General features: G+C 54.4%; 22 protein-coding genes. 12 read left to right on the forward strand and 10 right to left on the reverse strand.

Translation table 11 applies throughout. The features are described from left to right. Window positions 1-3 precede the first annotated feature (3 nt). The 3 genes from WCX19_RS05240 to WCX19_RS05250 are packed head-to-tail and all read right to left on the reverse strand — an operon-like array spanning window position 4 to window position 4,537. The gene (locus tag WCX19_RS05240; protein WP_373005853.1) at window positions 4-1,836 is read right to left on the reverse strand and encodes a type II secretion system F family protein; all 1,833 of its coding nucleotides are present in this window, start codon (window positions 1,834-1,836) and stop codon (window positions 4-6) included. Between the two features lie 5 nt (window positions 1,837-1,841). Further along, a complete protein-coding gene (locus WCX19_RS05245; protein ID WP_373005855.1) occupies window positions 1,842-3,740 on the reverse strand; it encodes a type II/IV secretion system ATPase subunit in 1,899 nt (632 codons plus the stop codon). Beyond that, a complete protein-coding gene (locus tag WCX19_RS05250) occupies window positions 3,737-4,537 on the reverse strand; it encodes a hypothetical protein (protein ID WP_373005857.1) in 801 nt (266 codons plus the stop codon). The genes WCX19_RS05245 and WCX19_RS05250 overlap by 4 nt, the downstream gene beginning before the upstream one ends. A gap of 219 nt (window positions 4,538-4,756) precedes the next feature. Between WCX19_RS05250 and WCX19_RS05255 the strand changes: the two genes are divergently transcribed. From WCX19_RS05255 to WCX19_RS05270, 4 genes are all read left to right on the forward strand, one after another. Further along, window positions 4,757-5,473, forward strand: coding sequence for a type IV pilin N-terminal domain-containing protein (locus WCX19_RS05255; protein ID WP_373005859.1), 717 nt, complete (start codon window positions 4,757-4,759; stop codon window positions 5,471-5,473). A 2-nt stretch (window positions 5,474-5,475) separates the two neighbouring features. Then, window positions 5,476-6,003: a type IV pilin gene (locus WCX19_RS05260; RefSeq protein ID WP_373005861.1), complete on the forward strand. Its 528-nt coding sequence runs from the start codon at window positions 5,476-5,478 to the stop codon at window positions 6,001-6,003. A gap of 102 nt (window positions 6,004-6,105) precedes the next feature. Then, a complete protein-coding gene (locus tag WCX19_RS05265; protein WP_373005863.1) occupies window positions 6,106-6,471 on the forward strand; it encodes a hypothetical protein in 366 nt (121 codons plus the stop codon). Window positions 6,472-6,677: 206 nt separating this feature from the next. After that, on the forward strand, window positions 6,678-7,709 hold the full coding sequence (locus WCX19_RS05270; RefSeq protein WP_373005865.1) for an ABC transporter substrate-binding protein: 1,032 nt from the start codon (window positions 6,678-6,680) through the stop codon (window positions 7,707-7,709). A 475-nt stretch (window positions 7,710-8,184) separates the two neighbouring features. Here the strand turns inward: WCX19_RS05270 and WCX19_RS05275 are convergent, their stop codons facing one another. The 6 genes from WCX19_RS05275 to WCX19_RS05300 form a co-directional block, all read right to left on the reverse strand. Further along, window positions 8,185-8,355, reverse strand: a complete 171-nt coding sequence (locus WCX19_RS05275; protein WP_373005867.1) for a hypothetical protein — start codon at window positions 8,353-8,355, stop codon at window positions 8,185-8,187. Between the two features lie 83 nt (window positions 8,356-8,438). Beyond that, complete coding sequence (locus WCX19_RS05280) at window positions 8,439-8,597, reverse strand: hypothetical protein (protein WP_373005869.1); 159 nt, start codon at window positions 8,595-8,597, stop codon at window positions 8,439-8,441. Between the two features lie 237 nt (window positions 8,598-8,834). Beyond that, on the reverse strand, window positions 8,835-9,908 hold the full coding sequence (locus WCX19_RS05285) for a FecCD family ABC transporter permease (RefSeq protein WP_373005871.1): 1,074 nt from the start codon (window positions 9,906-9,908) through the stop codon (window positions 8,835-8,837). Window positions 9,909-9,933: 25 nt separating this feature from the next. Beyond that, window positions 9,934-10,980 carry a methyltransferase gene (locus tag WCX19_RS05290; RefSeq protein WP_373005873.1) on the reverse strand — a complete coding sequence of 349 codons (1,047 nt, stop codon included), beginning with the start codon at window positions 10,978-10,980 and terminating at the stop codon, window positions 9,934-9,936. Window positions 10,981-10,999: 19 nt separating this feature from the next. Then, window positions 11,000-12,175 carry an ABC transporter substrate-binding protein gene (locus WCX19_RS05295; protein WP_373005875.1) on the reverse strand — a complete coding sequence of 392 codons (1,176 nt, stop codon included), beginning with the start codon at window positions 12,173-12,175 and terminating at the stop codon, window positions 11,000-11,002. A gap of 267 nt (window positions 12,176-12,442) precedes the next feature. After that, window positions 12,443-13,015, reverse strand: coding sequence for a flavin reductase family protein (locus WCX19_RS05300; RefSeq protein WP_373005877.1), 573 nt, complete (start codon window positions 13,013-13,015; stop codon window positions 12,443-12,445). Between the two features lie 529 nt (window positions 13,016-13,544). Here WCX19_RS05300 and WCX19_RS05305 point away from each other — a divergent pair. The 8 genes from WCX19_RS05305 to WCX19_RS05340 all read left to right on the forward strand — a co-directional run bounded on the left by WCX19_RS05305 (window position 13,545) and on the right by WCX19_RS05340 (window position 20,309). Beyond that, window positions 13,545-14,312: an ABC transporter ATP-binding protein gene (locus WCX19_RS05305; protein WP_373005879.1), complete on the forward strand. Its 768-nt coding sequence runs from the start codon at window positions 13,545-13,547 to the stop codon at window positions 14,310-14,312. Between the two features lie 787 nt (window positions 14,313-15,099). After that, on the forward strand, window positions 15,100-15,339 hold the full coding sequence (locus WCX19_RS05310) for a hypothetical protein (RefSeq protein WP_373005881.1): 240 nt from the start codon (window positions 15,100-15,102) through the stop codon (window positions 15,337-15,339). Continuing rightward, window positions 15,336-15,701 (forward strand): hypothetical protein, encoded by a 366-nt coding sequence (locus tag WCX19_RS05315; RefSeq protein ID WP_373005883.1) that lies wholly within the window; start codon window positions 15,336-15,338, stop codon window positions 15,699-15,701. Before WCX19_RS05310 ends, WCX19_RS05315 begins: the two co-directional genes overlap by 4 nt. Next, complete coding sequence (locus WCX19_RS05320) at window positions 15,698-16,102, forward strand: hypothetical protein (protein ID WP_373005885.1); 405 nt, start codon at window positions 15,698-15,700, stop codon at window positions 16,100-16,102. Before WCX19_RS05315 ends, WCX19_RS05320 begins: the two co-directional genes overlap by 4 nt. Further along, window positions 16,099-16,512, forward strand: a complete 414-nt coding sequence (locus tag WCX19_RS05325) for a hypothetical protein (protein WP_373005887.1) — start codon at window positions 16,099-16,101, stop codon at window positions 16,510-16,512. The genes WCX19_RS05320 and WCX19_RS05325 overlap by 4 nt, the downstream gene beginning before the upstream one ends. Beyond that, entirely contained in the window at window positions 16,509-16,880 is a 372-nt protein-coding gene (locus tag WCX19_RS05330) for a hypothetical protein (protein WP_373005889.1), read from the forward strand. Before WCX19_RS05325 ends, WCX19_RS05330 begins: the two co-directional genes overlap by 4 nt. Further along, entirely contained in the window at window positions 16,870-17,109 is a 240-nt protein-coding gene (locus WCX19_RS05335) for a hypothetical protein (protein ID WP_373005891.1), read from the forward strand. The genes WCX19_RS05330 and WCX19_RS05335 overlap by 11 nt, the downstream gene beginning before the upstream one ends. A gap of 50 nt (window positions 17,110-17,159) precedes the next feature. After that, window positions 17,160-20,309 carry a hypothetical protein gene (locus tag WCX19_RS05340; protein WP_373005893.1) on the forward strand — a complete coding sequence of 1,050 codons (3,150 nt, stop codon included), beginning with the start codon at window positions 17,160-17,162 and terminating at the stop codon, window positions 20,307-20,309. 1,149 nt (window positions 20,310-21,458) lie between these two features. On the opposite strand, the gene WCX19_RS05345 is transcribed toward WCX19_RS05340, so the two are convergent. Then, window positions 21,459-23,360: an ATP-binding protein gene (locus WCX19_RS05345; protein WP_373005895.1), complete on the reverse strand. Its 1,902-nt coding sequence runs from the start codon at window positions 23,358-23,360 to the stop codon at window positions 21,459-21,461. Window positions 23,361-23,425 lie beyond the last annotated feature (65 nt).

Consider the following 23,425-nt stretch of genomic DNA (forward strand, 5'->3'; position numbering starts at 1 on the left):
TCCTCACACAATAAAAACAAACATCGCTGTTGCCGCAGCAAGCAGCACGATGGAATGCTTGAAGCCGGCAAGGATACTGTTCGAAGAAAACTGCCCGGCCATGATGCCGGAGAAGAGGCCGAGGATGATCCCTATCCTGAACATGTCGGTGACGTTCTCTGCGAGATTGAAGTTGAGGTTGTACGTGGAAAAACTGGACATGAACGGCCCGTTGAGCTGGAACGCGGTGTAGAGGTAGATGCCAAACGACAGGTAGATGATCATAACGTAGACGATAGTAGTGTTGGCCCGTTCGCGCTTCATCTTGAGATAGTGTTCGAAATCGACAATGGCGATCAGGAAGATCACGCGCAGGTTCGAGGTGATCTCGCTTGCCTTGACCAGAAGCGAGATCGCACGCTTGACCGAGACGAGACCGATGCGGTCCTCCATCCGTACAAGCGCCGAGTTCACGTAGGCACCGCTCCCGACATCCCGCGACACGTGCGAGAGCTCCGAGCTGAGCAGGCCCAGTTTTGCGGTGGCGATCCGCTGGATCGCATCCGGCATGGTAAGGCCGATATCAGTCATGTCCGCGAGTTCCCGCAAAAATTCCGGGATGTGCTCCTCGATGTTGTTGACATACCACCGGCGCCCTTCGTAGGCAAGGGAGAGGGGCGCCATGAATCCTACCAGGATCATACAGGTACCCGCTTCAAGGGTATTTGTCGGGAACACGCTGTCGCAGGCGCCCATAAAAAAGAGGAGCGCGATGACTCCCGCACAGAGTGCACCCGCGACGATCCCGTACAGGTAATTGGACAGGTAGGTGCGCAGCGGATGGCGCAGCCTGTCGTAGATCCCGAAACGTTTTTTCTTTTCCTCTATCTGCCGGTAAAATTCCTGATCGCCCTGGAGAGGATCTTCCGTTACCGGGATACCGGTGCCGGAATCGTACTCCACGATCTCGCGCCGGCTGATCTCAATATTCTCTGAGGGCAGCATGATGGACAGGATCCAGATCATGAGAATCGCCCCGACCGGAATGCACAGGTACATAAACGGCAGGAGCCAGGCCATGGTTCCCTGGCTGGTCATCCCTTGGGCGACGATCATGATGATAAGGGCAATCGGCCCGGCGACAAACGCCGATACATAAACCTCTGCCATGATCTCGATGGTCTTAAGCACCAGGTCGAGCTCGCGCCGCGCCTGTTCATGAAAATAATCCGTTTTTGACGCGAGATAAGCAGTGATGTCGCCACCGCTTTCAAAAACCATCCCCATGTCGTTGATAAAATCCCTCATAAGAGGGGACGGGGTCGTCTGCTGGAGGTTGTGCATGGCCGTGATCAGATCATCACCGAACAGTTCCACGTCCCTTACGATCTGGCCGAACTCACAGGAGATTTCGCCGAACATCGCCTTCTCTTCGTAGATGCGCCGGATGACGGCAAACGGCGACATTGTCGTGGAGAGCGCCTGCATGTACGAGACCGCGTACGGGAGTTCGAGATCGATCCTTGTCTTCCGGCCCCGTGCCACCAGTGCCGGGTAAAAGAGCTGGTACAGGTATGGCCCGGGCACCATGCCAATAAAGAGGAGGCACCAGAACAGGACCGGCGGGATAAAGGTGAAAAGCCCGAAGTCCCAGCCGGAGATTGTGACAAAAAGGTAAAATCCCAGATAGATTACACCGCACGCGGCAAGGTTGATCCGGGCGGTGCGAAGGTACTGTTCCGGAGTCTGGGGAATATGAGCGGCCAGCATGTCCCGGCCGAGATGCGTGCCGAATACAGTCATCCCGGCCATCTCCCACCACGATCCGGCACCATCAGAGACTGAAGGCAGGATCATTTTGATCACCCGAGATCATAGATCGCATGGGCGAGGTCGTGGATATCCGGTGTGGGTACGTCAAGGGCTATTTTCAGGAATTCCTCGCGCTTATTGAGTTCTTCGGTTACCTGCTCTGGTGTCCATCCCATCATCACTGCAATCTCGTCAAGTACCCGTGAGCGATCGGCGACCATGCGGAACGTATCGGTGCGGATATCCCACTCGAATAATTTTTTAGGGACGATGGCACCCTCGCTGTCCACCGTGATTTCATGAATTGCAAGGCACCGGCGGATACGATTGTTGCCGAATGTGGAAATGGACTGGTTGATGACGAGATCGAGCGCCGTAAACATGACCGGCGGGACACGGATGGGTTCATGGGTGAGCCGGTTGATCGCTTCCTGGACGCTCCCCGCGTGGATGGTCGAAAGCGTGGCGTGCCCGGTGTTCATGGCCTGGAAAAGTGTCTGGGCTTCCCTTCCCCGCACCTCCCCGACGATGATGTACTCGGGCCGCTGCCGCATGGAAGATTTCAGGAGAGAGAAAAGATCGATATCTCCTGCCACACCGGGCGTGTTGAGTTCCCGGGTCTGTGTGGCAAGCCAGTTGCTGTGCGGGAGCTGGATCTCGTGGGTGTCCTCTAATGAGACAATCTTTGCATTCAGCGGGATGAAGAGGGAGATTGCGTTCATCGTTGTGGTCTTGCCACTTGCGGTGCCCCCGGCAATGATGAGGCTCCGCCGGTGCTCGATGACCAGCCAGAGGAATGCGAGGATCTCTGCACTGTACGTGCCATTCCGGATGAGATCGAGCGGTGTCATGGGTTCTGCACGGAACTTGCGAATCGTAAAGGAACTTCCCCGTAGGGAGATGACGTTGCTGTAGGTCACCTGCACCCGCGAGCCTCCCGGCAGCGTCGCGTCGACCATGGGGTTCGAGAGCGAGATCTGCTTGTTAGCTTTCTGGGCAAGCCTGAGGACAACCTGGTTGAGTTCTTCCTCGCAAAAGCGGATGCTTGTCGGCAGGCTGCCGTAGTTGCGGTGGAAGACAAAGACCGGCAGGTTGCCGCCATTGCAGCTGATATCTTCGAGCGCCGGGTCCTGCATCAGGGGTTCGAGAGTGCCAAAGCCTGAGAGATCGCGCCGCAGGTAATAGGAGAGGACACTGAGCCGGTCGTCTGCAATGTCCGGGTAAAACACGCGGATGATCTGCGAGATGAAATCCTCGCTGAGCTGCCGGGTCGGGGGATGATCAGGATCATCGTAGATAATGATCTTGCGCATGTGGGCGTACGTTTCCCGCAGCACGACCTTTTCCCGGGCAGATATCGAGGGTTCGACGACCGTATAGGTAAACCCCAGGTTGCCTTTGCGGACAATTTTTACAAAGACGTATGGAGACTCTACCCAATATTCGTCAAGCGTCCCGGGCGTCCGGACTTCCGGGATCGGGATGTCGGGATACCCGGGACGTACCACGTTTCCCGTTGGCGAAGGGGGCTGGCCGGCGGCCGGTAATCCCGGAGCAGGCAGGGAGTCATGAGGGGGAGCGATGCGATGACGACACCACATGGCGGATACGGCAAGGGCAATAAACAGGAGCGAGACTATGCTGACGAGGACTATAACGGTCACAGTAATATCGGCAAAAAGCGCCACGTAGCCGGTTACGAACGTTGTACTGACCGATGCTGCAATGAGCAAATCACCTCGTGCCGTGCGATCGCCCATATATTCCGGCAGACTGTGGATCCGGGCGTACATGTTTTTCCCGTACTGAACGGGCGCCGACCCGCTCTTTCCTACAGCGTCCTGATCTCCAGGCGCAGACGCTTTTTTCCCGGGGAATGCGGTGTAGAGCCGGCTGCGGCACGATACGAAAAATTCCCGGGCCCGGGCGGGAAGCAAACGGACGTTCATGTATTCTGCCCCCACGGACCGGGCGGTCGCCGTGTTGCCGGTGTGGCCTGCCCGGCGGGCGCAGCGGTTGCAACCGGTGTGGGATCCCCGCTTGCAAGCGAGAGGGTAATGTCAAGATAGTTGCCGGTGAGGGTGATGAGATATTCGCCGGTCCCGTATATCGTAATCGACCGGTCGGTTTTGTTCGAACTGAACTCCCGGGCATACCCGTCCTGCGCGACAACCCGGTGGGTCTGGTTGTCGGTTACCGTGATCGTGCAGTAGGGACGGTTCACCGTGACGAGCACGGTGCCCCGGCACGAATCCGGATCGTTGAGGCAGTCATACTTCGGATTGATGGTAAAATAGATCAAAAACGGGGCCTTTGTGACATTGACCCCGAGTCCGACCGGTGCGCCGCCAAGGGAGTAAGTTTGGGTAAACGACGGCGTAACATACCGGGACGTGAGGCCGGTCTGGTTGATCCGTGTCCCGTGCTGGACCGGGTAGAGATCCGGGGTGACATCGGGTGCTGCACTGTACACCTGAAGACCGGAGCCCGGTGTCGCGGTAGGCACGGGCCGGGCCGCAGTTGTCGTACCTGTATGCGGCACCGCTCCAGCGGACCCGGATGCAGGAGCGACGATCACCTCCGGCTGGGCTGCGGCATCCTTCCCGCTGTCGCCTGACTGTTGCATCAGCCGCACGCAGCCGCAGGTGCCGGTCAAAAGGCAGACCAGGATCAGAAAAAAAATAATGATCCCGGTTTTTTTCCTGCGGCATACCTGCGGGGGGTTCCCTCCCCTGACAAACGACATCCTGTGCTCCCCATACGGCAGACCCGGTCTGCCATAAGTGGTGTACTCCCGCAATAACAAAAGTGTATCTGTTTTAACGCAAGAAATAATGATCAATTAAAATAGTATTAGAGAAAGTACATTTGTCCATCGCTACCCGGATAAAGCACCCCCCTTGTGAACTGGGGATGAGAACGTAAAGGGTGACCCGCCGATCGGGTAACGGTGCAGAGGTGTTTAATGAAGATGCAGAGAATAAAAAAGAACGAACATGCAGTGTCACCGGTCGTGGGCGTCATGCTCATGCTTGTCGTGACGATTATTATTGCAGCAGTTGTCTCCGCGTTTGCGGGAGGACTCGTAGCACAGAAAGAACGGGCACCGCAGGCAACACTGGATTGCCACATCACATGGGATGATGGTGCAATGTCCGGCAATGCCGGCCCCCTCTTCACGATGAAGCATGTAGGCGGAGATCCGATCAACACAAAGAACGTAAAGCTTGTAACCAGCTGGGCAAACGAGACCGGGGTTTATAACATTCAGTCAACCGTCGCACCCACGTGGGGGACAACCGCAGAAACCTATACTACTGCTCACTCCCCCGGGACAAGCAATTACACGCTTTCTTCGCTGAACACCCATTACACGTATTATGGCGACGAGCAGTACTACAATTCCCCCTATCTGGTAGTACCGGGAAGTTATCCGACAGAAACCGGTTATGCAGATAACGATACCGCACTCTGGTTTGGGAATTATGTCTTCAAAGCGGGCGACGTGATCCAGGCAAATACCGACAACACGGTATCGGGATCGGGATCTGCCCAGAACCAGGCAACACCCATCATCAAGTACGGAACTCTCCTCACGAGAAACAGTATCGTTGAGGTCCAGTTGATCGATTTGAAATCCGGCACGACCATCTATGACAAGAATGTCAATGTGGAGGTGTAATTATGCAAAAGAATGCCCGAAATTATGATGCAGTCTCACCGGTTGTCGGCGTCATGCTGATGCTTGTCGTGACCATCATTATTGCCGCAGTCGTCTCCGCATTTTCCGGTGGCGTTGCGCAGAGCACACCGAAGGCCCCTCAGATCAGTCTCGGGGCAGAAGCGCATAACAACACCTATATTATTCTCGATCACAAAGGGGGGGATACGATTAGTGGATCATCGATTACGATCAAGACCTACATCCCTTCAGGCAAGTACAAGGACATGAGTTATCAGGTAAATCTGAGCAGCGTGATTTACCTGCCGGACAACAAGCCATTGTACGATTACGATCCTGCAACATATGAGGGAAGAGGCTGGGCCACGATCCAGCCAGGGGACAAACTCAAGATTAACTGGGCAGATGCGTTTAAAGTGACTAAATACGGGCCCATGGCTCCCTCGGTAGGCGAGCCTGTAGATATCGAAATCTATGACTCTGCCAGTGGTAAGGAAATTGCAACCACACGGGTAACCGTTATGCCATGATCGATAATACCGTTTCAGCTCATACACACATCGTTTGCGGGAAATGCTAGGAAAACCCCCCCTTTTTCCGCGATTACGAAAAGAGGATTTAAGAGGACAAACATGCCAAAATTCTTCGGATGCAAACCGGCCGGGCCAACCCGGCAGGCAGTAGAGAAGTTCGAGAACGAAGTGATGGTCCGGCAGGACAGCCAGATGCTGGTCGGGACGGTCTATCTCGACATGCAGGAGACCGCATGGGCGGTTGCTGTTGCGTATAACCAGACCCGTGCCCCGGGACTTCACGGCCACGAGAACGCTCTTGAAGTGAGATACACGTACACGCCAACGGAAAACGGGACCATGAACATGTTCCGCTCCGACAACGGCACCGTGACGACTCTCGGGGCCGGCCCGTTTACCAGCCCGGACAGTTTTGCCCGGTATGCCCTCGACCACGAGAGGGGCGTCGTGAACCATGAAGCCTGATACGAGCGCAAAAAAGGCACGACATCCTTTTTTTCCGGGCGACGACGGCATCAGGTTGGGCGGTTGTTTCGAAGGGCCGATGTTCTTCAGGACTAAAGGGCGGGCCGTCCCGTCCCTTAAATTGTCATTCCACACACGACGGGCCACACGGAAAAATGTCTTTTGATAAAAATCCTTAAAACCCCTCACCAACGGATTTGATATCAATGAAAACCTCACTTTCCCTCATCCTTCTTCTTGCCGTCCTCTGCCTTGCCGCAGTCCCGGCACAGGCAGCGGCACCGGCCAATACCACCGCCGCGTTCGAACGCACCGTCACCGATGATTACGGTACCATGGTCACCATCCATGGAGAGCCCCAACGGATCGTCTCGCTCGCTCCCACCAATACCGAGATCCTCTTTGCGCTCGGCCTCGGTGACCGCGTGGTCGGGGTGACCGATTACTGCAACTATCCTCCTGAAGCTACCGTAAAACCAAAGATCGGTGGGTACAGCACGGTCAGCGTCGAGAACGTGATCACGCAGAAACCCGATCTGATCGTCGCCTCGTACGGGAACGGTGCTGAACTCGTCAATCACTTAAAAAAACTCAACCTGACCGTGATCGTCACCAACCCGGAGAATGTGAGCGGTATCCTCAACGACATCACATTCGTAGGCAGAGCGACCGGGGCTGATAATAATGCAACGGCACTCGTAGATTCGCTCACCGCACGGATCAGGAACACCGAGAAGAATGCCTCGGCATTAACGTCCCGGCCCAAAGTTGCCCACATCCTCTGGAACGATCCCATCTACGTGAGCGGGAACGGGACGTTCCAGGACGAACTTATCCGGATGGCCGGCGGCTCGAACGCGTTTGCCGGCAAAAAGGACTATGCTACGATCGGCACCGAGGACTTCATCGCGGCCAACCCGGATGTCCTTATCGTCAATTCCGGTTCCGGGATGGGCGGTAGTGAGGATTCCATTGCCCAGTATTTTAAGAACGAGACCCGGTTCGCGAATGTCGGGGCCATCAAGAACCACCGGGTCTACGTGATCGATTCCGACACGGTCGATCGGGCCGGGCCCCGGATCGTGGACGCACTGGAGATCGTTGCCGGGGATATCCGGAGTGCTGACACCGGTTCACCAACTGCGACGTCTTCCCATGCGGCCCCGGGCTTTGAGACTATGCCGGCACTTGTTGCGCTGGCGGCGGGGATTGTTATCGCTGCGCGAAGGATGAGATAATCCCGGCCCGGATTCTGCCGCGCTCCTCACGCTCCTGCCGGCATCCGCGTCCCGGATCATCGAGTGCTTGGACCCTGATGAGTACGGGAAGAGCGTTGAGTACCTTTCAGCAATCGAAGATCCGGCATACCGGATCCCCAACAGATGGTGATCAACCCCCGGATCAGACCACTGGGTGTAGCGTAATTACTATGGGGGAAAATACGCCCAAATTGGGCTTCTTTTCCTGTTTTCATATTCAGACCCCTGCCAGAAATCCCCGCAATTTCCCTCTTTCCTGTTCGTGTGGAAAATAAACCCATATGTCGCTCCATTTGCCAAAATACGGCTGATTTCGACCTCGCCCAATGGCCATTAATGGCCCTGGAATCGAGACGGTTTTCGCCACCTTGTTTAACCCATCCGGCCCCCGGAAAGGCCGCCAGAACGCGAATATGAAGGTCGTTTTTTCCGACGAAGACTTCAAAAATGGGGTTTAGGGCAGTTGCATAAGGTAAGCCGGTCTGCGGAGCAAGTGCGAGTGCGCCGAAGGTGCACGAAGCGTGCGGAGCGGGGCGGCGATCTGCGGGTGATTATCCTCCGGACCGCCCACCATGCCGAAGGCGGGAACCATCGGATCCGGCTGGCATGCAGACGCTTCCGTCATGTTCGCTCGTCCTCGCTCCGGCTCGCTTCACATCACCTCGCTGCTTTTTCTAGGTTGCCCTGTTGGTACGATGAGGACCGGCATTACATCCGGTCGCGAAGATCGATACCTTTCGCACCTTCCGGTATCGGGATTTTTTCTGCAACCGATTTAATAAAACCGTCCTGTACCAGGATATCGCGGGCACCGGGCGGGGCATCGGATATACCGTCCCAGAATTTTCCTGTCGTGAATGAGGACAACCATCATCAGGCAACCCTACGGGGTTCATGTCCGGCAGGATTCGTCCTCATGGAAGCCGGATTTCCCCGGGCAACAATCCCCATAGTTGCGTCAGGCTCCAGCAATATAATACGTAAATGATTCCCCGGATCATTATTTCCTGAACCTGCCATTTTGGATTAACTGGTTTTCTGCTCTGGATTTGGTTTGTTGTGAGGATTTCATTGATAAGCCAGGAGTAACGGATTTCCCGTCATTTACATCCCCTGCCTTCCGAGAATAAGATAGACGAAGAGAGGGGCGCCCAGAAATGCCGTCAACACGCCAACCGGCAACACAGCCGGGGCAATGATGACCCGGGCAACAATATCTGCGGCAAGGAGAAGAATTGCACCCATGAGGCAGGCCCCGGGAAGGAGATACCGGTGATCATTTCCCACGATGCGTCGGACCATGTGGGGCCCGAGGAGACCGATGAACCCGATGATGCCCAGGAACGAGACGACAACCGCGGTGATGAGCGAGCCAAGGAACATCCCGACCGCGCGAGACCGCGCGACATTTACCCCGAGACTTTGGGCAGTGTCATCGCCGGCATCCACCGCATTGTAATCCCAGCGCGACAAGAAGAAGTATCCGATGGCAGGGATGACAACAACGGCGATAATGGCAAGGTCACTCCACGTTGCCCTTCCCACATCCCCAAACGTCCAGAAGACGATCGCTGCAATCTGATCGGCAGAGGAGAAGAACTGCAGGAAAGTTGTCCCGGCCGTAAAGAGCGCAGCGAGCGCAACGCCAAGGAGGATGATCACATCAGGCCGGGAACTCCGGTACCGGGCGACAACGAGAAGAATGGCGGTCGCGATCATCGACCCCGCAAATGCACAGACCGTGATGATGTAGGGATTCTGTATCGTTACGGCATCCGACAGGTTGTGGGAGAGGGTTCCGGCACCGAATATCGTTATCGCGAACGCTGCACCGAAACCAGCAGCATGGGAGATCCCCAGTGTATAAGGGGAACTGAGGGGGTTCCGGAGCACGGACTGCATCACAACACCGGCAGCTGCAAGACCGGCGCCTGATATGAGGGCCGCAAGGACACGGGGAATGCGGATACTCCAGAGGATGAGGGATGCATTTCCCGCTTCTGGAGTGATCAGTGAGGAGAGCACCTCCTGTACCGATAGTGTCATGCTCCCAATGATGATCCCCAGAAAAAAGAGGACGAGTGCTATACCACACAGGAGAAGAAGGAACAGTACTTTCCTGGAGGTATAGTGGGTGTATTCTTCCACGCCGGTTCCTGAGGGGAGATCGAGATGCATGCTTCACCGGATCCAAAAAATCCTGTCACGGATTTCCTTTCTGGGCAATAGTCATGATAGATTGTTCATCAAGGGCAACAACGTCACGGACAATAAAACCCTGTTCGCCGAGAAGGCGATTATAATCCTCGAAGGGGACGCTATGACTAAATGAGTATTGCCTCGGTTCTTTCTGTACACCTTTTATGGCCCAGAGGTTCCATTCGAGGTTCATGAGGGGGTCATCCAGGACTTTGTCATTCCCCTGCTTGTTGATGAAGAGGCCTCCGGACCTGAGTGCATCGCGGATCTTCGGGATAAGCGCCGGCGCCTTGCCACCGGGGTTTGAAGATGAGAAGATGATGTCAAATCCCGAGCCGAGCGGATCGGTAAAAAAGTTGCCGGGCGTGCAGCTGACCCGATCAGCTCGGTACTGAGCGATATACCTGTGGGTGGCAGGCAATACACCGGGAAGGTCGAAAACTACCCCGTTCAGATCTGGATTTTCCTGGCAGAACGCGAGGGTATAGAGACCGTGACCCCCGCCAATATCAAGGAGCCTGCGGGCATTACGGAACTCCGGCAGAGCGGTGACGGCCTTCACGGTCTTCTGGAGAATCCCGCACCGGGCTGTTGCACCCATTGCCGGAATGATCAGCTCGGAGAACCATGCTTCCGGCTCGTATGTCTTTGGACCATCACGGAGAATCTCACCGAGATCGTCCCAGAGCCCGGCCAGGTGTACCTGCAGGGTTATATGGTCCTGCAGGCAGTAGGGTGATGACGGGTTCAGGTATCGGTCCGAGAAGGGGGTGTTTTTGTACTGCTCACTCTCTTTTTCCAGGAGATGCTGGGCAGCAAGAGATTCGAGAAACAACGATGCCAGATTTGGGCGCAGACCGAGGCTGGCGCCTATTGTATCGGCTGTCGCCGGGTCATGGCACTGCGCAAAAATTCCCAGCCGACAGGCTGCAGCCAGCAGCCGGAACCGGCGGAGCCCGGAGAGGGTATTTTCGAAGACTGCTGCAGGGTTTCCTGTACCGGCATCCGGAACAGCAAACCCGTCCGGTAGTACGCGGGGAGTGTCGTGCATTTTTTATCACTCCAACCGGTTATGTTGAAGCAGCCAGGTTCAGGGGTTTAAATCCCCCGAAGAGCTGTTTCATGTCCGAATACACTGGTTTCCCGTCAAGCATCGTATAGATCTCATCCGCTTTCTGTTCGGGACTGATATCGGAGAACTGGTCGGGATAAAGGATCTTCCCCATGTAATAGGCATTTGCAAGCACAGTATCGTAGTTATTGGCGTACCAGTTGTACGGCATCAGGCCATAGACCTGGTTGTTCTTCACTGCACTGAGGGATTTGTATACCGGATCTTTTAAGTCGGTTGCAACCAGCGCGTAGCTCGATTCATCAATAAAGATAACATCGGGGTCCCAGGCAAGGAGCTGCTCCTTGTCGATCATGACCTGCCCGCCGGTTCCGGCAGCAGATGCCACATTATTCCCGTTGATCATCTTGAGCGAGGGATAGGTGGGTTCGGTCGAGAGGAGACCATGGGCGCCATTGAATGAGACACCGCTGACGTAGACCTTCTTTGTCTGGTTCTTCGAGACGTCCTTGGTGCGGCGGTTCAGGTCGCTTATGGTGTTGTCCATGTAAGTGATGACCGATTCGGCACGTTCATCTTTATCCAGGATCTTGCCCATGGTGCGGAGGGACTCATAGAACTGGGGCTTGTCCTTCCCGAGATCTCCCGAGACCAGCGCCACGACCGGGATGTTGGTTTTTTCCTGAAGTGCGTCCACCTGTTGACCGGTCCGCCATGTTGCAAAAATGACATACGGTTTCTGGGCAATAATTAGTTCAGGGTTATCAACCCGGTTTGTTCCAATGTAGGGCTTTTCACCAAGTTCCGGATGCGCAATACTGTATGGATTGTCCCGTCCTGACGGTAATCCCATACCAAGCGCAGTAGCATTGAATGGACCTTTCTCCATCTGGTCAACTCCCACAATCTTATCGGATGACTGGAGATAAACAAGCATCCGGACATCCCCGGCACCGACACCAACGACTCTCTGGGGAGAGGCAGGTACCGTAACCGTCCTATTCGTGAGATCGGTAACAGTAAGGGTTGCACCGGTTGCAGCAGAAGATGTCCCGGAAGTTGCCTGAGGCTGTGCTGATGACAAGCCGGCACTCTGGCTAGTACAACCGGAGATTATGACACAGGCTGCAAGGAAGAGTACGCAGAAAAATAATAGACTAAAGATTTTCTTCATACACAATGTACAAATTTTCATACTATTTAAAGAAATTTTTGTGATTTTACCAGTATAATTATTCCATAATTATTCACAGGTGTTACTGTCCGTATATAAATCAGCCTGATACGATCCTGCATTTTACAATCTCCTCATCGCTTATCACCACCCCTCCGAATAAGGGCGATTTTACATAATTGTATCAGAGTAGTGTTTCATTAAGAGGGGGAACAGTAACAGAATGCTGATCTGGACTGTAAAAAAAGGGAGGTGGTACGTCCATGCCTACTGCTTGAACTTTTTTCCTGCATCCCATGCCTTGCCAATGGGGGTTCCCAGCGAATAATATTCCATCTTCATAACATCGAATGCGAATGCCCCGATCTTCTGCAGGTCAGGTTTCCTGTCATAACCAAGAACCGCTTCTTCAATTTTTACATCAACGATCTCGCCAATAATCTGCCGGGCTGTGCCTATCTCGTGTATGTCGAACAAGCGGCATTCAAGGACAACCGGAAACTCCCCGGCATATGGAGCGGAAACATGCTCGGCCCTGACCGGGGTAAGGCCGGTATCCTGAAATTTGTCCCGGTCCTTCCCGGAGACCATGCCACAATAATCGGTTTCTTTCATATGCTGCCTGTCAGGAATGCTGACCGTGAATGCTTTTGTTTCCTGGATGTTTTTGAATGTCTGATGATTTGGGTTGATTGTAACGGAAATACAGGGAGGTTCCGATGCGCAGATGCCACCCCATGCAGCTACCATTGCATCCGCTTTTCCGTTTGTATCATAGGTGCCGATGACAAAAACCGGCAGGGGATAGGCTATCGGTTGAGCGCCGAGTGATATTTTCATACGGCGACTGTGATTGTTAATTGTATAAATACCGAAGGGTTTTTGTTCGCAATAGAGAAAAATGCTTAAAAAAACGGGCAAAGGAAGATTAAGAATTCCGAAAAAAACGATGTTTATTCATTCAATATTTCAGCATCCGGATCGAATTTATTTGAACAGTTCTTCGAATGGTGTTGAATCTGATGAGCAGGGTTCTTGCTCGATCAACCGTTGTAAAAGGGGATCTTTTTTTTGTTTTTACTACCGAAATGTAACAACAAACAATTATAGTTACATATTTTTATATCAGATTTAAAAAATCGTAATACAGAATTTACATGATCGTACTTTAATAACACTTAATTTTAATAAATTACAGATCCGTATGAAAAAATTATGGATATTTCCCTTTGTCGTGACAATAATTATCCTTGTATTAGCGGTGTGTGTCGGATATACGAGAAACACAAACACTTCTTTCGGTTACCGTACTGACGGAGTTTATGGGAGCGCCCATATTCATTTACTTACTGTTCAGGGGATATGAGTGATGATGCTATCGGTAAATGAACTGAAATTCATGTACCAGAACCACAATGTCCTCATGAAGATCGGATTTTCGATCGAACGGGGACAGGTGGTTGCCGTGCTCGGTCCCAACGGAGTCGGGAAGACTACGCTCTTGAAATGTCTCAACCGGATCTTAAAGCCACGACAGGGAACCGTGCTTCTTGATGAGGAGGACCTGCTCCATCTCAGCACCAGGGATATCGCCCGTCGGGTCGGCTACGTACCGCAGCGGGTGGAGACCGGGCGCCTGACCGCGTTCGACGCGGTACTACTTGGTCGTCGCCCGCACATTGGCTGGGATGTCACCCCCCGCGATCTTGCGGTCGTGGACGCTATTTTCACTAAGCTCGGCATGGAATCTCTCCGCCTTGCATATATCGATGAGATGAGTGGCGGCGAGCTCCAGAAAATTGCCATTGCCCGGGCACTGGTCCAGGAGCCGAAGATCCTGCTGCTTGACGAACCTACCAGCAACCTTGATATGAAGAACCAGGTTGACATCCTTACCACCATCCGCGACATTGTCCGTGACCATAAGATCGCAGCTATCATGACGATGCATGACTTAAACCAGGCACTGCGGTTTGCGGATACGTTCATTTTTCTTAAAAACGGAACTGTGTATTGCCACGGCAGTCATGATATCGTAACCCCCACCGTCATCGAAGAGGTGTACGGTCTTCCCGTCATGATCGGAGAACTCGGCGGTTTCCGGTGTGTCATTCCTGGTACCTGTAAGATAGCGTAGGGGAAAGAGAACTATTCACGTCACTTTCCGCGCGCCTGTTGCTCTCAACCTCAACGTGTAGTTTTAGGACAGAAATTCTGGCACTATACACGTAATTTTCAAAGTTTTTTCACCAATCACCGCTCATTTTTAAAGAAAAAAACTCGATTTTTGTAATTTTTACCTTCCAAAAAGAGATTTTTGCCCGATTTGCTTCAGCAAATCATATATGCAAACGAGAAATTAAAAAATATTACGATGCTTTTAGGTTTTTTCAAGAAGGTGTGCGCCCGGATAAAGACCTATGCAAAGTTAAAAGGAGGAAAAATCCTCGCTTTGTTCAACAAGTCCGAGCCTGATGCCCCTGAAAACTGTTCGACCATGAAGCACTACTGCCGTGCATTTGGAGCACGATGTGCGATGAGCGAGATATTGTGGTGGAGATTGATGTGCAGCAACATCCCTATGTTTTCGCTCTTTAACATTCCTGTTTTTTCAGTCTTTACGTCCGTTCCTGATGGACAGTAACGCCGGGTAACCGGTAGTACAGGACCGTCCAGAGGGATTGTCAGAATAGCGTACCTGCCACATAGCGGCTGTAACGTATAACCGGACAATCGCTTTGGCCCAAGTCCCGTTAAACCGGACCAAAACTCGTCTCAATCGATATGCGGTCAGGGAGACCTGCGTATCGCCCGAACAGCAGACAAAAACGATCACGAGGAAGCAAAAGGACCGTGAGAACATGCAGCAGAGATCTACCCAATCGGAGGGATGCTTAGGCATCCCGGAGAAACAGAAGGAATCATTGAAACCCCCAGACACGACAGCGAATTGTGCATCGCACGATGAACCAAAAAGAGAACTCCTGATGGTCACGCAGGAAGCGGTCGAGGCATACGAAAAGCGGACCGGCTTCTATGGCATCGGGAGGATCATTGTCGAAGACTGGCACTGGATCATCGTCACAAAAGAAGAGCGGATCCGGTCCAGAGCCCGGGAACACACGAACCGGAGCATGATGTCCCGCCAGGGAGGGATCGCTTGAGCGCATGTCCAGCCGGCCATATCCTATACGGGGAAGATAGCCGCGTACATATCAGCATCTGGGAAGAACGGTACCAGATCTGCCCGGAAGATCTCGGCATGCTCTTCTTTGTCGGCGATCGCGTGCCGCTCCTGAAGAAGGGTCCGGCCCTGCAGGTCTATCAGATATCCGGCCAGGTCTGCCTCGCCCCCTCCGGGCAGGCCGTCATCATCGCGATCGATACGCAGCGGTACATGGTGCCCCGCAATAAGTTCCTTGCAGTCGCGCTCGGGGAGGAAGCCTCCTGCGATTTCTTCGAGTTGCCCGGGGATGAGCCGGCAATCGAAATTATCTCGCCGCACAAGGAAGGTGCTCTTTCATGACCAGCCGTCGCGGTACGCTGGTCGAGGAAGGGGCCCGCGAGCTGCTCCAGATCCACGGCTACACGGTCCGTATTCTTCCGCCGGGTTTTAATAAAAGGCTCCCCCCGGTACATCTCATCGCCACCCGGCCATCGGGAGAGACCCGGTTCATCCGTATCCGGAAAGTATCACGCCTGCCCTCCACTGCTGATTTCATTGAAAGACATTGCACCGCCGATCTCGTGCAGTTCCGAAAGCATATCGCCGGCCATCCCGGAGCAGCCGGGCTTCGCTATGAGATCTGGATCTACTCACTGACGTACGGCTTCCGGTGCTTCGAGGTCCTGATGGACAGCATCCGTGAGATCCCGAAACACTCACCGGATGACCCGGTGACTTCCCGCGCCCGGGGTGGAGAATGACTGCCATCCGCCGTATGCGGGTACTGGAACAACAGGCCGGAAAAATTCTCCTGGATATGGGCTATGTGCCCGTGATCGTGAGTAATTTTGTCCGGAGCAGCCGGTATATCGCGTTCAACCTGACCGCCCGGAAGAGACCGGGTGAAGGGACGCCCGACACCGTGATGGTGAAACTCAAAATCTCCCTGCACCCGATTGCATCTCTTACCGAGGCAGCGGTGTTCTGCCGGGATGAAATTTTGAGCGTGAGGAAATTTTTCGACAAGGTGACGCCGGATGAAGAACCCTCCCGGTTCGAGGTCTGGGTATCGGTTCCGCGTGACGGGTTCCAGATGTTCGAGATTTCCCGTGAGGGTATTTTGGAGATCCGGTCTGGTGACGGAGCATCGTTCACGCGAGGCGTGACATGATTGCGCAGCGTGCATTCGATACATCGAAACGACGGGCGGGCGAGTTGCTCCTTTCCCGGGGGTATGAACCGGTGCTGCCGGTCGAGAGCAGTTTTCTCTCGCGTTACATTCCGCTCCACCTTGTCGGGCTGCGGGGAGATTTCGAGGCGCTCGGCGTGAAACTCCGGATGGTCTATGGCAGTGTCAGTGAGGCGTATGTCGAATCGTTCTGCCGGTTCGAAATCTGCCAGTTTCGCAAGTTCCTGACCCTGGACCCGGGCAACATTTTCATCCGCTGCGAGATCTGGGTCGTGTCGCCAAACGGCTCCACCCATTGTTACGAAGTATCGCCTGACAAGATTCGCGAGGTGGCAGCCTATGCCCGGTAAAGAACAGAAGCCGGAAGTTTCCACCGAGAAGATCGAGGGCATTCCGCTCTATCTGATCTCCGCAACGATCGCGAACCAGATCAAGAAGAAAGGTGAGGCGGTTTTCCAGATTCGCGTTGAAAAGAAGTTCCATCACCGCTATACCGTGAATGTCGAAACATTCGACGAGCACACGGAGCGGGTAAAATTGGTGGAGCCAGTCCGGAATGAAGGCGACGGGCATGACTGACTTCGCAGTTTCCCCGCAGCAGACCAGAGCAGGGATCCGGGTGGTGACCCGTGGATGGTCTGCTCCGTGATGCAGTCGCCCGGTTAGCCGGGCCCGGGCAGGTCGTCGAGGTCCGGGCGCTCACCGATCAGTACACCCACAGCGGTTACTTCAGCGATCCCGCTGCGCTCATCCGTGCCGTGGAGCCGCTCGATACTGACAACTCAGTGCATGGCATCTATGTCACGCTGAACGTGGTGAACCCGGCCCTGCTCTCGCGCCGGGCAAACCGGATCAAGATGCGCCTCGGGAAGAAAGACAGCACGACAAGCGACGCGGATATCATGCGCCGCCACTGGCTGCCGGTCGATATCGATCCGCTGCGCCCGAGCGGTGTGTCGAGCACGGATGAGGAGCACGGCTTAGCGCTTGCGAAAGCCGAGGAGGTGGCCCGCTGGATCGCCGGGCTCGGTTTCCCGGAACCGGTCCGGGCCGACTCTGGCAACGGGGCTCACCTGCTCTACCGCATCGACCTGCCAAACGACGAGGCCGCGACCGCGCTCGTGAAGAACTGTCTTGCGACGCTCGATGTACTCTTCTCCGATGACCGGGTGGCCGTGGACACGGCGAACTTCAATGCGGCCCGCATCTGGAAACTCTACGGCACGGTCTCGCGGAAGGGCGACAGCACGCCCGAGCGCCCGCACCGGAGGAGCCGGATTCTCTCTGCCCCGGCTGAGCTGATCGTCGCAACGATTGAACAACTTCGCGATCTCGCGGCCCGGCTCCCGACCGAGCAGCACGCACAGCAACAGCCGGCGACTGCGAAGGGTAAGGGTTTCGATCTGCGTCACTGGCTTTCCGATCACGGGCTCGGAGTCCGCTCAGAGAAACCGTACGGCGGCGGGACGCTCTTCGTGCTCGACCAGTGCCCGTTCTCATCGGCACACAAGGACGGGGCTTTTGCGATCCAGTTCGGAAGCGGCGCGGTCTTCGCCGGCTGCAAGCACAATTCCTGCGGCGGCAGTACCCAGCGGTGGCAGGAACTCCGCGAGCGGTTCGAACCGGACCGGGCAGCGAAGCGGAAGGACTGGGAGCAGAAACAGAAAAAATGGCAGAAAGACCGGGCGAAGACAAAAACCGGGCAGGACGGGACTGCGGAGCCGGCCCCGGTCGCAGCCTCTCCTGATGCACGGGCAAAGGCGCTCAATGTGCTGGAACATGGCGACCCGGTCGCGCTGATGCTCGCGACCTTCGCGCAGGAGCATGTCGGTGACGAGATTGTCGCCCGGTGCATGATCCTCTCGATGGCGTCGCAGGCCGTGAAAAATTCTGATGGCCTGCATGTGTCCGTGACCGGGGAATCCGGCAAGGGCAAAACCCACGCATTCAGAAAGATGATGCGCCAGGTGCCGGATGCGTACAAGGTGAAGGGCACGGTGAGCAACAAGGCGCTCTATTACATGAAGGATCTCCGGCCCCGCACAGTCCTGATGAGCGACGACACCGAGCTCTCGGACGGGATTCAGGAGATCCTGAAGTCCGCGACCTCGAACTTTCACGAACCGATCACGCATACGACGGTCACAAAAGACCTTACCTCCCGGGTCTGCACAATCCCCGAGCGGTGCGTCTGGTGGATTGCGAAGAAAGAAGGAACCGGTGACGATCAGGTGATGAACCGGATGCTCACCTGCTGGATCGACGAGTCCTCCGGGCAGGACGCCCGGGTGCTGGCGGCAAAGCAGGACCGGGAGATGCTGGACCCGGACTTGTTTGTCGAGGAGTCCGAAGAGCTCGTGACCTGCCGGGCCATCTGGGAGCACCTGCACAAGAAGACGATCTGGGTGATCATCCCTTACTCGGACCGGATCCGGTTCTCCTTGATTTGCAACCGGCGCAACCCCGATATGCTCTACGATCTTGTCAAGAGCCATGCGGCCCTCTTTTTTATGCAGCGCCAACAGAAGACAAGCGAGGACGGCACGCTCTGCGTGTACGCAAACGAGGAGGATTTCTCGGCCGCAAACGATGTCTTCACGCTCTTAAACGGTACGGCGGGCGGGCAGGAATCGAAGATGACCAAAAAAGAGTCAGATCTGCTTGCGGTCATCGAAAAGGCAGACCTGCCGGAATTCACCATCCAGGACCTCCAGCATTATACCGGCGGGTCCTACATGGCGATCTACCGTATGCTCAAGGGCTACGAGAGCCGGGGGAAGAATTACACGGGCCTTTTAGAGAAGTGCCCGGCACTTTCGTTCACGGACCGGACCGTGATGATAAAGGAGGACGAAGGTCTCTCTGTCCGGCGCCGGACCGAGGCGTTCACGTGGAGCCGCGAGATCTACCGGCAGTGGGCGAACGGCGGGGCCTGCTGGCTCGACCGCGAGCCGAAGGGCGGCAATGACGATCAGAATCACGATGACGATCAGGATGGGGATGACAAGGACAATAAAAAGAGCAAGGATGACGCGGAGTCATTTACAGCATTACAGCACGTTTACAGCAGTTTTACAGCAACTGCTGTAAATCAAAATGGTAAACCCGGTGCGCCCGGTTCCTGCAAAGAAGAGTATTCTGATAATATTTCTGTACTAAGAAAAGGTCATTTACAGCAAAACCGGAATTATGGAGGTGACAAAAATTCCGGAAAAAGTTCTGATCAGTGTCTCCATGATTCTGAAATTGCTGTAAACAAAAATCGATCTCGGACCGGAGCGGCAAAGAACGCGAATCCGGCCCCGCAGCTGCCCCCGGGCTCTTACAGCACGTGCTGTAAAACTGCTGAAATGAGCCCGGATCCGGACCCTCCTGCTGTAAACAAAGGGCCGCCACGGAGTGTCCAGGCCCGTGACTACAAAAAACTCGGGATCCCGGAGCCGAAGACCCCGTGCCATTCCTGCGGGAAGAAGGGCTCCAGGTATGTGGAGAAGTTCACGGCGGAGCGGCGGGCCCGGCCCAGGGACCGGCAGGAAGCCCGGCGGATCTGCCGCACGTGTTACAACGAGGCGGTGAAAGCGGAGCAGATGGCATCGGTCCCGCTGCCTGGGGCAGTGGATGTTTCCCGGTGCGCCAGAGTGACGGCGGATATCGGGAAGTGCTCGGTCTGCGGGATTGCGAAGGCGGTGTGGATTGATCGGGAGACGGGCGTGAAACTCTGCGAGCATTGTTACGGGAGGGAGGTGAGGGAGGATGCTCAGGAGGCGGGGGTGGTGTGACGGTCCCGCCGGCGCTGAATGCCAATTTTGCTCCTGATAAATTTGGCAGACACTGTTTACCCAATTGAATTTACCCGATTCTCCTTAATTGCCCAGACAGTGTCTGGGGAATTCCCGGAAAAACGAGGGGTCGGAAAGGGAAGAGGGACCGTAACGGTCGGCCTGTTAACGAATTCGTCCCACAAGCTGTGGGACAATTGGAGCGCTCCGCGTGTCGCATCGTTTTCAAGCACTTCACTCTCACGACCAGACAAAAAGTCCAGACCGTGTCTGGAATAATAGTCCCGGCAGTGTCGAGACAATTGTCTACACAGTGTAGAGACAATTATCCACTCAGTGGGTGGACAATTTTGATACCGACATAAACAATAAAATCTTTGATCAAAGGGGCCAGAAAGGGGCCTAAGGGGCCTTCGCAGGAATCAGGATAAATGAGACATGAACTTTTTTAAACAGAAGGGCCATAGAAAGGCCAAAAATGCCAGCCTCCACCGGAGGAGAAGGGCCTGACATGCCCGGCCAATTGATTCATTTATGTAACATATGACTTTAGCAGGTATTGCATTTTGGTGATACGATAATAAAGGTATCAGTGATAATTGGAAAATCCGGTCAAGAAATCACCGGATTTTTGGGGACAAATAATGAACACATCCGGAATATCTGCGAAGAAAAGGAATCAGACCCCAATGCAACTATTCGGAAATTCCGAATTGTTCAAAAGGATAATAGGGCGCCGCATGAGTGAGCATCTACTCTCTCCGGCAACTATCTGGAAATTCCAGATAGTTCCTCGCAAAAGTGCTGGAGCGGAAACTCGAAGGCCGCGGTGGCGATTGCACGGGAGCGGCTCGCTGCACGGAAGGCGAGGGAATGATGGCGAGATGTGTGAGGACACGTTATCCCGATTTTGCACGCACTGAGTGCACAATTATGGAACCTGCTCCGGAGAAAATATTGTGTTCCGGCAATTGTGGGTTCGCCGTCCCCACAATCCGGAATGGCGCTTATGGCGCTTTTCTGGCTCTTTTACCCAAGACGTAATGCACTCCTTTATCGTGCCTCGTTTCAAATATTTCTTTTTCGACAAACTCAAGTACGATCCCGGCAGGCGTGGACTTCGACAACATCGAAAAGTTCCCGGTTTTGTTATTTTCGTGTCCTATATCCCTGATCCGGATGGGTGCGTTTATCGGGATATTTCAGTTCAAGTAAATTTTTCTTTACCATCTGGTTGAGATAATGTGTCCTGATCGTGTCCGGGGACCGCTTCAGGAGATCGGCAAGATGATCCAGCGTCAGGAAATGTCCGGTGCAGAGGATGAGGATTGTTTCCACCATTAATGTGTTTGATACTTTTTTCCGGCCCAGAAACCGCTCATCAACCAGTGTACGCAATGCTGAATGCTCGGAGCCCGGTACCAAATGCACGGAGCTGTCCGGCAAATGCACGGAGCTGTCCGGCAAATGCACGGAGCTACCTCCCTTTTGTTCCGTTATCGCATCGAGCCGTATCTGGACGGTATCATCAGATCCTGGCACTCCCGGCCGGGGGAATGTATAGACCATCGCCCGGGTTGCCCCGGCAGACTGGAGGAATCTGCGGGTGACAAGGTCTTTTAATTCCTTCGAAAGGTCATGCGGATGGATATCCGACATCTCCTTAATTCGTGCATGGGTTACGCTGCCCTCAATGGCGACCGTAGCAAGTGCGAGTTTCTGCTCTTCGGACAACTCATTGAATTCCGATCCGAACCGGCTTTCGAGACTCTTCATGACGGCCTCGGGAAGGAGGCTCATCATCCGCATGACGAGGAACGTCTGTTCAGGATTGAATTTTTCTTTGAGTTCCGGGAGACGCCAGAGCTGTTCTCTCCAGTTCTGGAAAATTTTCGGAAGACCCGAACCTGCCCGTTCACCATAACCGATGAGATCGAACATCGTCTGGAGGTTCCTGTTCCGGCAATCGCTGACACCCCCGCGAATTGCATCCTCAACCGGAACTCTCATGGTACCCGGGTTCCGGAACGAAAACATATCGGGTCGCTTGATGACAAGGATCGGGACCGTGCCGCTGTAGTCCGCGTGAACAAGCGTGTTGGTCAGTGCCTCACGCAAGGCTTCATGAACCGGGGTATCATCAATGCGGGAGGGCCCTGCCAGTTTGAACGGCACCTTGAGATCCCGGTACAGTTTCTGGATGACAATCTGGAAGAAGTCGTAGAGATTGCCGGACCATGTACCATCCGTGGTGATCCGGTCTACCCATCGTGTCCCGTCATCATCTTCAGGTCTGCGCTCCTGGTAATCGACAAGATAATGGGGGACTGCATCGAGGATTGGCCTCAGTTTGCCAAACATCAGGAGTCCGGCAAGGGTCAGGCCCTCCTCTCCCGATGTCCGATCCCGTGTGAGCCCACCGATTGACCGCAGGAATTCATGATCATCATAGTTATTCCACGGGTGCGTCGGTTTGGTGCTCCTGAATCGGTTCCGGTAGGCCCGAAGGGTATTGCTGTCCAGGTCATTCTCGGTGAAATGTGGCAGCAACTTTGCATCGCGGGATTCTTCGACCTGCTCGGCAATCATTCTCTTGACCGTGGATTCGTCGCAGACGTAATCCCCGGAGAAATTTCTTCGGTATGTCCCGGTCAGGGGATTTTTCCCAACGTATACGGGTTTCTGCTCGCGCCGTGCCGGTGGCACAACGATCCTGATGTATTGTTTCCCCTCGTGAGTGCCAACAGAAACATCGTCGTCTTTTAAGATGTTGATGCTGACTTTTTCACGGTTGTTCAGATTGCTCCACAGCTGGTCGATGACCCGGCCGGGTTCGGCGATCCCGATGAGGATGAATTCGCCGGGAGAGACTTCCTGAAATCCGAGAAGGACGATTCCGCCCTGGGTATTGGCAAATGCACTGTAGGTTGAAAAAAACGATTCGGGTAACTGACCTCTTCCATCCCCGCCGGTTGCTTTTTTGATCTCAATGTAAGTACTTTCGGAGAGATCTTCGATATTCAGCAGTTCGGCGATTTCCTCGACACTCATTTGCGATGGGGGCGGCATGGGGGAAAGATCCTTTTTGTTCAATTCAATCGTATGAATTTTGGGGA

The organism is Methanoregula sp. (assembly GCF_041663825.1).
In the GTDB taxonomy this organism is placed as follows: Archaea; Halobacteriota; Methanomicrobia; order Methanomicrobiales; family Methanospirillaceae; genus Methanoregula.